This is a genomic window from Stenotrophomonas sp. P5_A8, assembly GCF_056400545.1.
The window spans coordinates 1-1,066 of record NZ_JBFULB010000582.1; the positions used below are offsets into that span (position 1 = coordinate 1).

Annotated in this window: 1 protein-coding gene; it reads right to left on the reverse strand. The window is 69.5% G+C overall.

What is annotated here, in order from left to right:
* Nucleotides 1-40: 40 nt before the first annotated feature.
* Nucleotides 41-892: an endonuclease/exonuclease/phosphatase family protein gene (locus tag AC1DQP_RS20830; RefSeq protein WP_457319278.1), complete on the reverse strand. Its 852-nt coding sequence runs from the start codon at nucleotides 890-892 to the stop codon at nucleotides 41-43.
* Nucleotides 893-1,066: the final 174 nt, after the last annotated feature.

Genomic DNA, 1,066 nt, shown 5'->3' on the forward strand with positions numbered 1-1,066 from the left:
GCGATGCCTGGCCGTTTTCGTTGCGGCACCGCGCCGTGGATCAGGGGGCGCTGACCGGCACCGGTGACTGCAGCCGCAGCGTGGCCATCACCCCCAGCCGCAGGGCGCCCTTGTCGGCATCGCTGCCTTCGCTGGCCGGCAGCTTCAGCGCCTGCTGGCCGATGCCCTCGAAGTGCTTGACCTGGAACAGCACGTCCAGCCCGTGGCCGCGCGCGCTGCCGGCCGCCGACGGCGGGTCGACCCGTTCGCCGGGATTGCGGCGCGCCGGCTGGAAACCTGGCGAGCTGCGCACCAGTTCGGCGGTGTCGGCCGAGAAATCGCCGGCGATCAGCGAGGGCAGGCCTTCGGCGGTGGCGCCGATCCAGGTCATCAGGTCGCTGGTCTGGTGGCGGCGCACCAGCGGCTCGTCCGGGTCAGGGCGCAACCGCGCGACATAGATGTTGATGAGTTCTTCCTGCAGCTTCACCCGCAGCATGCCGGCGGCACTGAACTGGCCCGGCGGATGCAGCAGGGTGACGCCGTCTTCGCTGACCGGCAGCCGGGTCAGCATCGCGCTGCCATGGCGCAGTGCCTGGCTGGGCGGATCGGCGGTGACGAAATCGCAGCTGTAGCGCAGCCGCGAGGCCAGCCAGCAGGCCGGGTTGCGGCCCTGGGTCTGCAGCACGCGCTGCACCGCGATCACGTCCGGCTGCAGCGCGTCGAGCATCTGCAGCACCTGGTCGCGGCGCTGCTCCCATTGGCCCTCGCCCAGGGTGGGCAGTTCCAGGGTGGCCACCTTGAGCAGACGCGGTGCGTCCTCGGACTGGCGCGCATGCGCCTGCGCGGCCGATGCCGCCAACAGCATCAGCAGCAGCCAACCCGGCCAGCGTCCCGTGACAGCAATGGAGATCATGCGCATAACGATAAGTTTACGCTTGCGCCGTCGAGGCTTCGTGACTTCCGTTGCGATCTGCGGCGATCCGCTGCCATGTTCGCCGTCTACTGTCACGTAGGGGCGCAGCGTGCGCCGCTCGGGGGCTTCCGGTAAGCTCCCGCACTTTCGTATTCGCAGGACAGCCCCATAGGA